The 14103-nt window shown below is 46.1% G+C and carries 12 protein-coding genes; all 12 read right to left on the reverse strand.

Annotation, left to right across the window (positions count from 1 at the left end):
* Window positions 1–586 precede the first annotated feature (586 nt).
* On the reverse strand, window positions 587–1663 hold the full coding sequence (locus IGS60_RS27520; protein ID WP_230506789.1) for a CAP domain-containing protein: 1077 nt from the start codon (window positions 1661–1663) through the stop codon (window positions 587–589).
* Window positions 1664–1748: 85 nt separating this feature from the next.
* Complete coding sequence (locus IGS60_RS27525) at window positions 1749–2003, reverse strand: hypothetical protein (protein WP_230506790.1); 255 nt, start codon at window positions 2001–2003, stop codon at window positions 1749–1751.
* 22 nt (window positions 2004–2025) lie between these two features.
* Window positions 2026–2865, reverse strand: coding sequence for a hypothetical protein (locus IGS60_RS27530; protein WP_230506791.1), 840 nt, complete (start codon window positions 2863–2865; stop codon window positions 2026–2028).
* A gap of 65 nt (window positions 2866–2930) precedes the next feature.
* Window positions 2931–4226: a hypothetical protein gene (locus IGS60_RS27535; protein ID WP_230506792.1), complete on the reverse strand. Its 1296-nt coding sequence runs from the start codon at window positions 4224–4226 to the stop codon at window positions 2931–2933.
* A gap of 2 nt (window positions 4227–4228) precedes the next feature.
* Entirely contained in the window at window positions 4229–4822 is a 594-nt protein-coding gene (locus IGS60_RS27540) for a type 4 pilus major pilin (RefSeq protein WP_230506793.1), read from the reverse strand.
* A 37-nt stretch (window positions 4823–4859) separates the two neighbouring features.
* Complete coding sequence (locus IGS60_RS27545; protein WP_230506794.1) at window positions 4860–5954, reverse strand: hypothetical protein; 1095 nt, start codon at window positions 5952–5954, stop codon at window positions 4860–4862.
* Window positions 5951–7828 carry an ATPase, T2SS/T4P/T4SS family gene (locus tag IGS60_RS27550; protein WP_230506795.1) on the reverse strand — a complete coding sequence of 626 codons (1878 nt, stop codon included), beginning with the start codon at window positions 7826–7828 and terminating at the stop codon, window positions 5951–5953. The genes IGS60_RS27545 and IGS60_RS27550 overlap by 4 nt, the downstream gene beginning before the upstream one ends.
* A gap of 21 nt (window positions 7829–7849) precedes the next feature.
* Window positions 7850–8413 carry a hypothetical protein gene (locus IGS60_RS27555; protein ID WP_230506796.1) on the reverse strand — a complete coding sequence of 188 codons (564 nt, stop codon included), beginning with the start codon at window positions 8411–8413 and terminating at the stop codon, window positions 7850–7852.
* Window positions 8403–9737, reverse strand: coding sequence for a hypothetical protein (locus tag IGS60_RS27560; RefSeq protein ID WP_230506797.1), 1335 nt, complete (start codon window positions 9735–9737; stop codon window positions 8403–8405). The genes IGS60_RS27555 and IGS60_RS27560 overlap by 11 nt, the downstream gene beginning before the upstream one ends.
* The gene (locus IGS60_RS27565; RefSeq protein ID WP_230506798.1) at window positions 9738–11390 is read right to left on the reverse strand and encodes a hypothetical protein; all 1653 of its coding nucleotides are present in this window, start codon (window positions 11388–11390) and stop codon (window positions 9738–9740) included.
* On the reverse strand, window positions 11350–12180 hold the full coding sequence (locus tag IGS60_RS28430; protein WP_230506799.1) for a TcpQ domain-containing protein: 831 nt from the start codon (window positions 12178–12180) through the stop codon (window positions 11350–11352). The genes IGS60_RS27565 and IGS60_RS28430 overlap by 41 nt, the downstream gene beginning before the upstream one ends.
* Window positions 12177–14103: LPD7 domain-containing protein (locus IGS60_RS27575; RefSeq protein WP_230506800.1), on the reverse strand; the 1927-nt coding region annotated here is incomplete at its 5' end. The genes IGS60_RS28430 and IGS60_RS27575, both read right to left, overlap by 4 nt.

Raw genomic sequence — 14103 nt, forward strand, 5'->3', positions numbered from 1 at the left:
GCGCCTGGTGGCGTCGCCCCGGCGCCGGCCAGGGCCGTGCTGCGGGCATGCGCTGCGCGCACGTCCACCAGCTGGCCCGCCTCGATCCCGACCGCTGCGCGCGTCGATGGGCAGCGCTCTCCCTGGTGCCACTGCCGGCGCCGCTGCAGCTTCTGCGCCTGGCCGCGTGCGCGCCTGGTAGCGTCGCCTCGGCGCCGGCCAGGGCCGTACTGCCGGCGTGCGCTGCGCGCACGTCCAGCAGCTGGCCGGCCTCGATCCCGACCGCTACGCGCGTCGATGAGCAGCGCTCTCCCTGGTGCAACTGCCGGCGCCGCTGCAGCTTCTGCGCCTGGCCGCGTGCGCGCCTGGTAGCGTCGCCTCGGCGCCGGCCAGGGCCGTACTGCCGGCGTGCGCTGCGCGCACGTCCAGCAGCTGGCCGGCCTCGATCCCGACCGCTACGCGCGTCGATGGGCAGCACCGTGCCGGCGCCGCCCTGGTGATCGCTGGGCCTGGTGGCCGCGCTCCCCATTCCCTTTTTTAATACATATATCGCGCCCATAAAAAAAGCCCCGTACAAGACGAGGCTTTCAGAGAATGTTTCTAATACTTAGCTCGGGTCGCAAGCGTAGATCATTTTTGTATTTTTCGTGCCTGTCGTGAACGACCAAGTTTTATTGATGACATTGGTTGCGGCTTTGCCCGCAAACTGGACGATGTATTTCGTGCCGAGTTTCAACGGCTTAAATGGAATGATGTACGCCGTATTTGCACGGGCAAATGACGGGTTCGCATCAGTTGTAAACGTCGACAGTTGCACATTGACGGCCGCGCCAGTAGCCGCTTCTGCGAGAGTAAATGCTGTTGTTTCCAGCACCAGACCATTACGGACTTGAACCGAGATAGGATACCCAGCGCACGCGCCGTTATTGACCGGAATCGGGTTAGGTGTTTCATTTACAAACGAGTACATCACATCGGTTGCTTGATCTTGTGGCCAAATGCCCAACCAGTTTTGTGCTGGTAACTGTGCTTTGGCTGACTGTGCAATAGCCAAATTAAACACGAAGGAATGGTTTACTCCACCTTCTCCCGGAAAACGTGCGCTTGCATCAGCAATGCCAATGTCGCGGCTTCCATCGAGCAAACCAAAGCGATGATATGGCGCCGCCATCAAGATGTTAGCGGCCACACTTCCTGCATCGCTTTGCACGCCGTCAACCGAAATAAAAGTCGTCAGAACCTCGCTAGCAGTGGCGGCCGCGTAACCAGTAAAAGTGAAACGATCTGCAACGGCTACGCCTGTAAATCCTGGCTTGGATGGGTCTTCAAGATGGCCTGTATTTGCAAAATCCAGCGCACCATAGCGGGCAGAAACGTATGCTGCATGATTTGCCGCGGCTTGATCGAGCTTATTATTTTGTGACAAAAGCCCCACCCCATATGCTTGACGCGCATTATTCAATACCGCGTAAGCACTGCCCAACACGGAATCAGTTGCATAAGTCGCGGATTGCACTGTCGTTTGCAGAGAATTCGCATCGACAACAGGAGGCGTGACTACAGGTGGCACGACAACAACCGGCGGCGTTACTGGCACGGAACCGGACTCGCCCCCACCCCCACCGCCACATGCGGTCAACAGTGCTGCGATTGTAATCATGGTAGTGGATGCGATATTTTTCATTGTGTTCCTTTTTGAGAAGAGAAGAGTGGTGTTGCTACTGAGCACTATAATACATCATTAGTGGCGGGTCGCCACTGGTTTTGTACTATTTTTTGTAGTCTTTCACCATTTTTTCAATAACTTGACCTATGTTGCTCAAACCCCACGTCTCCTTGAGTGCGGCAAGTTCATCGCGCACTTCCTTTGTCACGCTGCCTTTGAGGTCTACCAAGCCACTTTCCTGCCGCTTTTCACGACCTTTTTGCTTAGAACGTTTTTCTATTTCAGCCCTAGAGTCACCGCTTGGCGCCGGCCCTCGTTTTCTGATTTTTCTAGTAAGTGATTCGGATTTTATAGCCATAATTTAAATTGTTGAAATTGAATCAATAAATAACATTAATATAGTATCGGCTGTATGGCTGCATCCGAACTGGCACTCCTCTAGGCCCCCAAACAACCATGGTTGAACATTCCTTGGGTGGAGGGTCATTTTCACCGCCTGGACTGTCACACTTGTACGTAAACCAATCCATAGCCTTACCCCAAACCCATGTGGTTGTTAATGGAGAATCATATACTGTCAACGATTTAAAATGTTGGCGTTTTGGATTCACGCCAAGTCTGGAATCAAATGCGACCGATATTCCTTGGCCGCAATTGTCCTGTAAGAGCGTTACGGCAACGCCATCAATAGTATTGGGGGTTAGCTTACCTGTGAGTAACCAAGGTTCCCATTTAGTGTACGGACTATCTCCATCACCTACAAAGCCGCCTGCGGAATTACAATGATTATTACCCAAAGAAGCACCGGTATCTATGATATGAGTATAAGGACGTCCGCCATTTATAGGAGGTTCTGGAAAAATTCTGCAAGTCGGAGGGTCTAGCGCACCGTTGAGGCAAGTCGGAAAAGCACGGCATAATGGATAATCAATTGCTCCATTGGTGCAGATTGGCGGTGCGATACAAGATGGATTGCCAAGTGTATCGTGTTCCAAAATTGTTCCACCATTACATACAGGGTCTTCGGCCACACAATGGGCTAACCCACTGCCCGTCAGGCTCCATTTAAAACCAGAAGGGCATCCCTTCGGGACTGGCAACCCCATGCAAGTTGAAGATGTCGAACTGCAGCTACTTTGGGCTGCTGCAGGGGCATGAAAAAATGCCGATGAAATGACAAGGATGAATAGCCAAATAACTGAAAGGATTTTTTTGTTCATGGAAGTTTATCTAAAAATTACAAATTTTCGCGGAGGCGAAAATTCATAGATGCAATCAATGTGCTTCATGGATATCTGCATTCAATGTGCATCATTGCAGCGAGAGAGTACGCATTGCCGGAAACTTCCGAACCATCATCAGCACGTAACCTCAACAGAACTCCCCAAGATGAACCATAATCTTCGGCCCTGATGTATTGCGCCGCCATTGGTGGATTTTTCGTAAAATCAACGGCCGTTGAAACCATATCAAAAGAAAAATCAGCTTGGCTAGGATATTCGCAATTTGGCTTAACAACCAAATCTCCATCGCGTACCACACGTCTCGACATTTCCAGGCTGTTGCCAATTAGTTTTGATAATTTCACATAGTTTCCATTTTTACAGACCAATGTCTGACCATCTGGACTATTTGCGGTTTTACCCTCTGGCGAACATGCGGCGCCAACGTTATCGGTCTTAGTCCCAGCAGCTTGCCATTTAGAGCCAGAACAAACTAGAGCTGCTCCTTTTCCAGAAATAATTCCGCCTGCAATTGCCCCTTCATCCTCACAAACGGCATCGACAGTCTTCATAACAGTTAATACTTGCTTCGCATTAACCAGAGAGTGCCCGCCAAAGTTTCCATCTGCTGCCATTTGTTTAGTTCCGTCGATACGGAAATATGGAGCAAACGCATTTGCCCCATATCCAATACGTGCAGCGACAATGGCTCCTGCATTAGATACTGGATTGGCCACATTCCATCTGCCTTTCCATCCATAGATGGTATTGGCCTCTTGGATGGAAGTCCCTGCCACGGAACGCCCGCCGTCTGCGCCGATGGATTCAACCGCTATGGCTGCACGATCGTTATCAACAAGACCGCCGACAGTAATAGGTTTATCAACCCAAACAAGACCCTCGATATTGCAATTGTTCGGCGTACATCCAACAGGAGATTTATTGAGTTCAATTCTGTAACGACCTCCGTTCGGTGCAATATTTTTGAAATTCGGCGGCAATCCAATTTCCAGGTTGCGCAAATCCGAAATGGTAGGGTGCCGCCAGTCGGCAATATTAACTATTCTCGGTGCGGTGCCATCAGGCGCCAAATTTATTTCAATGGCGGCCGATACGTCGGGAGCATTGATGAACGATCCGTAATATTTACTCAATGCCGCATTCGCTGAATTCTGAAGTGTACCCACAGACTGACCGAATAATGTATAACTTTTATCGCGCCCACTTTCTATATTGCGATTAATTTCATAGGTTAATGCCAGCGAAGACGCAGCAAGAGCCAGAGTCACTTGAAAAAGAGTAAACCCTTTTGCGTGGCTCCGGCGGCGCAGCTTGTAAAATTTCGTCTGCGCGTTCACGATTATCGCTTGGCCACAACAAACGCAATTGTGTTAGTGGTGCCGGCCTTACATGCGTCACCTACCGTTGTAGTATTCAACCCAACGTCACCTGTTTTAACGCTGGTGCCATTGATAGTCATGCTGTAAGTCAAGCCGTTGATTTTAATCGGCAGATCAGTACAGGCATCCCGTGGATAGCCGGTATTGGTATACATGATCGCATCATCAGTACCGGCAATAGTGTTCGCGGAGGTTGCAGTGGTGAAGCCGCCCAACTTATTTTTCACAGTCGTACCAACTACGCCACTGCGAAATACCCTATTGTTAATAAACAATTGCGTAGTAACGGTGGTAGTTGTGTCCATGTGGTCAATTGCAGCCAAACCGCGAGAAACGTATGACGTGATGGTATCTCGTTCGCTATCAATCGCGTTGTCTGTCATGAGATACTGCCAAATGCCATAGCTGGCAATACCAACGACGCCAATAAAAATCATGGCAATTGCGAGTTCGCCCAAAACAAAGCCACCACTTCTTTTGGTTCCTTGCTTTTTAAAAGAGCGGCCGGAAACTTTTTTTTCTGCGTTTACTGTGTAAATTTCATTCTTGTTCATAGCTTTTTCCTAAATGATAATTAATATAAATTTTAAATCAAATCGATTCACGTTCTACTTCACTGCTAATCTCCTTCAAGTATCTTGTCATGCCAAATTGAATTGATAAATAAGCCCCGTATGTGTACCCAATAATTAGAAAGCCGACCACCATCGTAACAAATTTCAATTTTCTAATTGATGCTTCAACAGATTTCTGAACGTTGTTGATATTCGTCGTGCCTAAATTTATCAGCCCTTCCACAAAGCCTTTGTTCTTTAATTTAGAGTAATTAGTTAATCTTCGATGTAATTCCTCCGACAGTAATTTCGTGTCGAATGACCATTCGTGATTCCCTGCATTCTCCCACAGCCGGCTTGATATTTGGTCTATATGCCATTGAACAAATCGCGTTCCGTTCTCCCCCAACTTTTCCAATGACATTTTTAAGTCAGCGCCATCTTCAAGTAATTGAGCTAATCCCGTAACAAAATTTGCCGCAATGTAATCATTGTGCAATTTGTGTGGCAAACCAAGAATCCATATCCGATTAAATGAATTCCTGCCCTCGCCAGCCCAATTTGAAAATGACTTGGCATATTCCGATACCATGAAACATATGATTATAGCTAATATGTACCAATAATGCACAATAGCATATGAAATATAATAGAGTGAAAGCTGTAGCTTATTCCATCGTTCAAGTGGGAAAACGGAAATCTGCTCGGGAATAATCCACGCTCCCATCATTACCATGAAAATCAGAACAATAGGCAACACGATCATTGGAGCCATTGTCGCTAAAAATATTTGCTTCTTCATCGCTTCCATGATTACGATGCGCTCAGAAATATTTTTTAACACGGTGGCTTTTGCAATATCACTGCCTTTGTCTACAGCCGAAAGCAATAGCATATCTTCTGGCTCGACAACCACTTCCAACGCTGTGCTTAACTTTGCTCCTGGTTCATCCAGTCGAGCGTAAAGCAGGCTGTATACCTGATGAAGCTTGTTCTTTCTCTTCTCGTAATATTGGGCATTATTCAAAAAGAACTCCGCCGTAGGTTGTCCATCATTAAAGGCCTCACCCAACTCGGCCAGAAAACCAGCACGGCCTTTTCTAAATTTTCTAAGCAATGATGAAGAAATCAAGCTGCTGCTCCTGTCAGTTTATCCGCTGGGGATGCAACAATTTCGCCTCCGCGAAATTTTGCGAGTTTAGGCCTCTCGATATGTTGCCGAATCATGCCGGGATCAATCGTTTCAGGATTCCCGAAACGCAATATTTCCTCGATGTCTATTAATCCATCAAGCGTCTTTTTAAGGGCGTGCGCAAATACTGGTTTCCCTTGCATCTGGTCGCTATCCCAGCGTCCATCCGACTTGGATAGCCAAATCCGTTTTGCTTCAAATACAAGCCCTTTTCGCATTGCTTCCAAAAATTCATCATCAGGTACATACATTTCAGCAACCAGTGTTTGTCCATGATGACCATGCCCGTCACACGCTGGGCATTTTTTATCATCGCCATAAAAATGAGTTTTGCTGACATCGACACCAAAGCGTACTGCCAAATCTAGCATTTTATTTTTTTTCTTGCTGTCTGTAGACTCTGCAAATGGCACGCGACATTTAGTGCAAAGCGTCGGCACGAGAGACTGATAGGTCAGACATTTTAAAAGCCCTGGTAAGGTCAATGTACCCATGTCAATTTTGATTGGGGATGTAGCTAGGCGTGGCATAATCCCCATCACTGAGCCAACGTGTAGAGTTCCAAACGTACACAGTCCCAATTGTGCAGTCGCTACTGCAGCGTCACCAGAGGGTGCATCCCTAATTTCACCACTATTAAATACGTGTGGATTTCCACGCAACCATTGCGCAACAGTTTCTGTGTAGGCTTTTTCTCGCTTATCCTGGTCATCAATGCCAGCTTGAATACTTCCGCTACTTTGAAAATACAAATCGTATTCGATAGGGTCTTCAACAGCAACAAATTTCTTTTCACTCCTATTTGGAATTTCAAGGAGACATTTAATTAGTGACGTTGTTTTTCCACTATTAGGTTTTCCGGCGAAAAGTACCATGCCGCCCTCTTTCGGAATTTCACCACGCAGCATAAATAGTTGATCTTTGGAATAGCCTGAATCGTCAAGCGTGCCGAAATCCGAGTATTGGTTAGCTGGCGCGATACGCGCGATAAAATCATTGCCCTGGTTTGTGGGGTTGGATGTGGCGCGTAATGTGTATTCCTTTTCGTCAATCGTTAACGTAATAGTGCAGCTATGATTATTGCTGTCATCAAAGTGAGAACTAGAATTGCTGCCGGTGTCTAAATGGAATGTGAAAGCGTGGGCAACCGCATCATAGGCAATATCACGAATAACTTCGCCATTTTTATAATCAGGCGTCGGATAGAGTTTTCCGTCAATAGTATGCCGCACCAAAGCAACAGATTTTTTAATCTCAATATGGATATCTGATGCTCTGCAGCGTACAGCCGTAGTAATGAATTTAATGAATTGATCTTTATTCGCGCTATTGTGAACTTTTTCAAATGCGACTGAATTATTTTCGGCTGGTGGTGCTGTCGAAGATTTTTTTGATCTTACCAAATCAGTAACCAATTCAACTGATGCCCATATAACTTGCGTTTTGTTGAATCCAAATAATTCAAGTTCCGATCTGACACTAGATAATATTGCAGTCCTTTCTGATGAATGGAATAAATTAACACTGGCTACAATAGTGCAATGATTGGCATTATGTTTTAATGCACAAATAAAATTTTCAAGATTGCCGTCCAGATTGAGAGAAGCGACGGAGCCCTTCTTCCCATTATTTTTCTTTGCGGAAATAATTGATACGTAATTTGGTAAAGATTCTAAATCTTTTGGCGTGCTATAAATTTCCAGGTTGGTCGGCATGATCCGTTTGGCGCTGACGGAAACATCAGCCTCAAATCCATCATTTTTTTTGCCCCGGCCCATTAATTTAGCCGCCGTATTTTTCAGTGCTTCTAACATTTTTTGTCCGGTGTGGTTCGTTTATCTTTGTTGAATTACACCAATGGGGCCAATCGGCCCTGCTGGCCCATGTATGTTTGGGATAATTCTAAAGGCTTCACGCCCAACCGGAGTTTGTTGGCCCATGGCTGGACGTGATACAGACTTGGAAGAAGATTTATAGATAATTTTAACAAGGTCATCTTTTTTTGTTTTCCCATTGCGGACTAATACCACTTGGTCATTGTTTATTTGCTGAACTGTCCAGGAATAGATAGTGCCGTACTTTTTTCGTACAATTTGCGCACCATTTATTTCAAAACGAGCACTAGAATTTGAAATATCTCCAAAGACTTCTGTGAGAGCAATTCCTTCAATTTCGGTTAATGGTGAAATCTTTGGTTTTTGAATGGGCGGCGTATTAATAACTACTGGCGGTGCCGGCCTTGTTGCCGCCAACTCTTTCTCTTTGGTGGCAATAGCAATCTTAATTTCCAGTTCCATTGCCTCATTATTCTTTTTCTCCAACTCGGCAAGAGTTATTCCATGCGCTGACGATGAGCAAATGAGAATTGCGACGACAAGATGTAGAATTTTATTTGACAAAATACTCTCCTTTAACTTCAACTAATGGTTTTTTATAGTCATCCAAAATAACGCTAATGTTTGTTATGCCGATATTGTTGGGTATGGTGTTAATTATTTCAGATGCCAAGCCGAGCGGAAAGTTTATGGATATCTTGCCAGATCGAATAATGCTGTTAGCTCTCAATGAGGATGCCTGAATTCCGTTTGGTAGTCCAAATGCGACTGGTTTTTCAATTTTAAAAGTGATCGAGGCATGGTTTTTTAATGCTTCTAATTTCTGCTCTCGGTTGTTTGTTGATATCGTAAAATCATCAGCAGTTTTTAACTTTGAAAAATCAACACTCACGACATCAGTTTTAAATGTTTTCAATGTCTCGTAAGTGTCCTGATTGATAATTGTTAATTTTTCATCTGGCTTTTTCGCCTCCGCGAAATTTTTGATTAATCCAAATTTTGAACGAACCCATTTAAATTTGCACTGTTCTTTGTTGCAATCAATTCGCCGTACAAACGAGCCAGCTCTGTTAAGGTCGATAACGCCTATTTTCTGCCATATTTCTTTGCTGGCTGTTGAGGATGAAAAGCCGACTTTTGTAAGAGACTGCGCAAGAGATTTTTGATAATCAATATTTGGGTCTGTTACTACTGCGTTTTCTTCTTCTGTTTTTCTCGTTTTATAGGCGTCAAAAAAATAATATCCTGCGCAAGCAAATATCGTTATCGAAACCAAGGCTGTTTTGGCATAAGCCTTCTTGTCCGTGATATTTTTTAGCGCCGCAAGCTTAATATCAAATTCTAGCAGTTCCTTAATTTCAAAGAACTTTGATCCTGGGAGCAAAGTCTCGTGTGTGTCGATATTGGAAAATATTTCAATATCGCCTCCGACTTCCTTGCTACCAATCTCATTGCTTATTTCCTGCAGCGTTCGGCTTATGTCGCTTGCTTTTATCAGTATGTCTCGATATATTGAGCCTCCCGATATCGCAACTAATGAAACTTCATCGCGTATATTGGCCTTTGAGTCGTGCAGTTCGGCAACCAAAATATATTGCGCTTGAGAATCCGTACTCTCTGATGCGTTGTCTCTGGCATGCCGTCCAGACCATAAAAGAAAAAGCGCGGCGCCGGAGTATGCGGGTTGTTTTTTCCCATTTTTTTCAGTAGTTATAAATCGGGTAGCGCCAAAAACTACTTTGTCGCCAATATCTAATCCCGAGCTGATATTGGCATTCCTTTTTTTTGCGAAGTCGTTTTTGTCGCGCTTTGAATGGGCCTTTCCTGCTGGCATCCAGGAAAGGCCAAATATCAAACGACGATTATTTATGATGATTTGTGTTGGCATTTAGTATGCGTTGCTTACAATTGTTGGAGTGACTAAGATAAAGATTTTTTCTTTTTTTCCTGTGGCATTATATTCGCCACCACCTAAGATAAGTGGCCAATCCTTGCCTAGCCCATTGCGATTGTATTTGTTAGCCGTCCTTTCGTAGCCAGTTATAATTGCAGTTTCAAATGGCTTTAAGAATAATTCTGGAGTCATTTCAAATGCTGTTGTTACTGGCGATTCAAGGCCGCCACCGCCAACTTTACGAATCTCCACAAGATCGACTATGCCGATAGCCATTTGTAAAGAAATATAGTTGGAATCAAGAATGTTGGAGGTGAAATCCATCTTGAAGCCATATACTGCTTTCCCTAATTCCTGGCCTGGCGCTCCAGTTGCTGTCCCACTTCCGCCAGAGGGGGCTGGAGTGATCTTGGCAACAAAAGGTATTTCAGTTGTCAGGTTCATCGGCATCGATATCAAATTACGTGTAGGAACATTCACATCGTAAACAGAGACTGTTTTCCCGCGTTCGCTTAGTAATTTGAAAATGGCTTTCGATCCATCAAAACGTCCTGGAACGCCCCCCGAAAGAATTGTCGCGCTCAAGGCACCACCGCCGGTCATTGTGGAAGCGGCGGATGAAACAGTAAGGCCGTACTTTGTGGCGTTTGTGTACAGCGCTTGCAGATCGAATGCCCCTGCATCAGTATCTTCGTCGGCCAATGAAAATACTTGAAGTCTGTATGTAACACGCCGCGTCAAGATTTCATTTTCGCGGTCGATAATTGCTTCTGCCCGGCGCTGCCCCTCTGCCGAGTCGGTGACAATCACAGTATTTGTACCTGTGAGAACAGCATTACCGCTTGGCTTTGTCAGGACTTGTTTTACTGCTTCTAGGATTGATTTAGCCTGGTCGCTATCTGTTACCGCTTCGGTACTCGTTTGGCTGTTAAAGCCAGAGGAAATAGTCGCGCTGCTGGACGAGCCGCCGTCCGTTGAGTTCTTGCCTTCGGTGCTTCCAGTCGTACCAGATTTATAGGTGTGTTTGCGTGACCCGAATACGGTTTTCAAGCGATACGAGCGCGTAATGTATTTTTGAATGTATGTCACGCCATCCCGGTATTCCCAACTTAATCCGTCAACCGTTGTAATCTGATCTAGTATTCCTGCTGTCGAGGCCGTAGCGTCCATCTGGATATTTCTCGTATTGGCCTGTGCAGCGGTAGTCGGTACGGCTATTTCTTTCAAAATATCCTGGGAAACACGAACAGGTATTCCACTTACTTGGGATACTTTAGCTGCAGCTTCGACAATGTTGAAATCTTGGCCGGGGAACGAGAAATATTTAATGCTATGAAATACTTCGGGCAAAACAGGATCGCTTCTTAGTGGAATAGATTTTGATCCATAATATGCCCCCTGAATTGTTGCGCTACTACCTGCGTTTTCCCCGTCGAATATCGCTGCACTGCTTTCTTGTTTAGCGCGCGATATATTTTTTTCGCTATCGGAATAGCTATTATCGAGAACTTTTGTTGCTGGCGATGCGCAGCCGGAACTGATGATGGCCACTACCAAAGTGGCGCAAATAAATTTTGTTGATGATTTTTTCATTTTCTTTGTCTTTTTAAGATTCACATTCTTTGCCAGTTCCGGTAAGGCGAACAATTCGGATAACTCGATTTTCCATATATTTGCAAGCCTTTGGCGGATATTCTGCTTTTCGGAAGCCTTTCATTAATTCGGAAACCGCTTCTTCAAACGTCCCTTCAAATGTCCCAACAATGGTTACAGGATAATCAATAGGTACTTCCCAGCTTACTTGCCAGTTAGCATTAGTTTGTGCAGTTTTGCGCGCCCAGCGTTTAATTGCACTAAACACGGATAAATCAGATGCCTCCAACTTCCATTTTTCAGCTACGACAGTTTTTTCAGCGACTAAATCGACCAATGCGACCTGTCCAATTTCTCCATACTGTGCAGGGGCAGTTGGCGGCGTCACAGTGGCATTGGGGGGCGCTGGCGGCGTCACAGTGGCATTGGGGCCGGCTGGTGGTGTCACTGTAGTGATCGGCCCAACTGCTGATGCGGTGATGCTGGTCACGGCGCCGACATTGCCAGCCGCATCGACGGTCACGAATTGTTCAGGTTTGTTCATGGAAAATTCAACCTGATCGCCGTTAATCTTCGCTGTGAAGTTTTCCACTGAACGAGCCAGTCGATAGTATTTTTCACTAATTCGTTCGTACTGGACTGGTATGTTTTTTGCATCGAATAAATAGAGCGTGCGCGGCGGCTCCATAAATTCCAGGACGGTTCTTTTTCCGTAGACATAAGCATTGATGCCGAGCCGATCATTTTTAATCGTATATTCGTTTCGCATTGCCGACGCAGCAAGCGAATTTGTTGCGCCAAAAGAAAGCGCAATCATTGCTATAGATAATATTATTTTCTTCACAGTTCAAGTTCCTTTTGTAATTCAACTTCTTGCTCTTTTCCTGCCTGCTGTTTAGCAGTTTTTATTTCGGAAACATTTTCTCTTATTTTAACTTGCGGAATATTTCCTCGCTCTATTGAATTGGCAAGATTCTCCTTTACCCGATCCATTATTATTTTCTTTTGCTCTGGCGTATTGTTGGCTGTTTGCAATTCAACAGCTTTCAACACCGCCGCCGACCCAGATAATTCGGGATGCTGTTTTACTGCATCGCCTATATCTTGTGTTTTAAGTGCTTGGGTAACACTAACCACCCATTCATTCTTTTTAGTCTCAATCTTTTCTTCGCCTACTTTTTTCCCGCTTCCATCCTTGATATTGGCAGTTACTACTACGTCTTTTGCGCCTACGCGGTCAACATGAATCTCATCACCAATTTTGGCGCCCGATTCAGAAATGGCCCGCTTGAGGTCTTTTCCCCAATGAGTTTTCTTCTGCCCCGATTTGTTTTCTGTTTCGACAAAATACGATTCTTTTTCATCTGGATTGTGCTTATATGGGGCGGCGCCATGAGCACTAAGAAATTGAGTCTCTTTATGATTTGACTGAAGCGCCGCCGCTGAAAGTTCTTCCTTGTGTGTGCGTTGAGGTGGCTGTGCATCCACCTTTGCTGTAGCGGCATCCTTCAAAGGGCTTGCAGCAGCTGGTAAGCCTGCCTCGGCCATACGATCTTTTTCGCGGACGCGAAATTCTTCGATTTTATTTTCAGGGAGTCTCTTTTGCAGGTCGGCAATTTCTACTGCAGTGGGCTTGTAGCCTTTTGCCTCGATGCCCAGCAAAGAAGCTTCCATCCACACTTGCTTTTTAAATGCTTCGCTCCCGCTAATTTTTATTTCTTGCCAGCCACGTGCTTGAGCGATAGCCACTAATGAACTGGCAATAGCTTGACTATCTGACTTGGTAGATAGCTGGGTTCCTTTATCTTCAAATGCCACGACTTTATGATTGTTGCCGTGATAGAACTTTTCTCCGACGCGAATATATTTCTTTTCAACCTCGGCAGGGATCGCCCTTTCTCTCTCTGCTCCTTGTTGTGCCACTTTAGAATTGACTTCCGCATCAGCACTTGGAGCGCGATTGGCCCAGCGGCTTGCTTCTGATGGAAGGTCTTTTTTGGCCAATGTCATCGGCTCAATACGGTTCATGCCAAGTTCTTCCCGTACTGCGGCGTTTTCTGATGCGCGAGTCTGTGCGACTTGCTCCAACGCGGCGCGCGCAAGCCTTTCTTGCCGTGCGCGTTCGGCTATTTCCAGACCTTGTTCGGCAGCAACCGGCACTGCTGGAACCTCCAGGGTTTGTTCAGGTGCAACAGTTGGGGGCGCCATAGCCTGGCCATGCTCAATGTCGGCACCTGTCATTTCATAGAAGTCATCCAAGGGCGGGATGTCGTTCATCCACGTCGGTACATCGTCGCCATGTTGTTGCGAAGTGAGCGCGTTAGCCTGGGTGCTAGGATCGGAACTTGCCTCTGGTACTGCCAGGTATTGTCCATATATCCTGTCGTACCTTTTTTCAACTTCGGCTTGAACAGTCTTAGCCTCTTTAAGTTCTTTATGCAGTTTGTCCCATTGTTCCATCTGGTCGGGATCGCTTACTTCTGGTAAATAGCCTGTCAGTTGCATTGTTAAGGCGTCAATGGTGTTGCGGCGCCAGTACCCTACTGAATTAGGCTCACGTTCTACCGAAGTGGCTTCGGCCTCTGCTGCGCTTGGCAGTGGTGGCGGCATCTGCATCGAGGCGGCTTGCAGGGGCGCGGCCTCGGCCACGGCGCCTGGCAGCGGTGGCGGTACAGCTGCACCTGGCAGTGGTGGTGGCATTTCCATCGAGGCGGCTTGCAGGGGCGCGGCCTCGGCCACGGCGCCTGGCAGCGGCGGCGGTACAGCT

Origin of the sequence: Janthinobacterium sp. FW305-128 (genome assembly GCF_020858135.1) — a bacterium.
GTDB lineage: Bacteria > Pseudomonadota > Gammaproteobacteria > Burkholderiales > Burkholderiaceae_D > Janthinobacterium.